This is a genomic window from Stenotrophomonas sp. YIM B06876, from assembly GCF_030711595.1.
In the GTDB taxonomy this organism is placed as follows: domain Bacteria; phylum Pseudomonadota; class Gammaproteobacteria; order Xanthomonadales; family Xanthomonadaceae; genus Stenotrophomonas.
Genome location: NZ_JAUJUJ010000597.1, coordinates 1 through 401 on the forward strand (window position 1 = coordinate 1; position 401 = coordinate 401).

Here is a 401-nt window from a genome sequence, read left to right on the forward strand (position 1 = left end):
CTGGATCGGCCAGTACCTCGAGCCGCTGGGCATCAAGCTGGCGTTCACGCCGGCGGGCATCGTGATCGCGCTGATCTTCATCAGCCTGCCGTTCGTGGTGCGCACCGTGCAGCCGGTGCTGCAGGACACGGAAAAAGAACTCGAAGAAGCCGCCACCTCGCTCGGCGCCAACCGCTGGCAGATTTTCTGCAAGGTCATCCTGCCGTCCATCATGCCGGCGCTGATCACCGGCTTTGCCATGGCGTTCGCGCGCGCCGTGGGCGAATACGGCTCGGTCATCTTCATCGCCGGCAACATGCCCATGGTTTCTGAAATCACGCCGCTGATCATCATCGGCAAGCTCGAGCAGTACGACTACGCCGGCGCCACCGCCGTGGCGGTGGTGATGCTGCTGATCTCGT

At 63.3% G+C, this 401-nt stretch carries 1 protein-coding gene; it reads left to right on the top strand.

The features are described 5' to 3' along the window. Positions 1-401, top strand: a 401-nt coding sequence (locus tag QZH66_RS18650) for an ABC transporter permease subunit (protein ID WP_305807270.1), incomplete at both ends; no start/stop codon positions are given.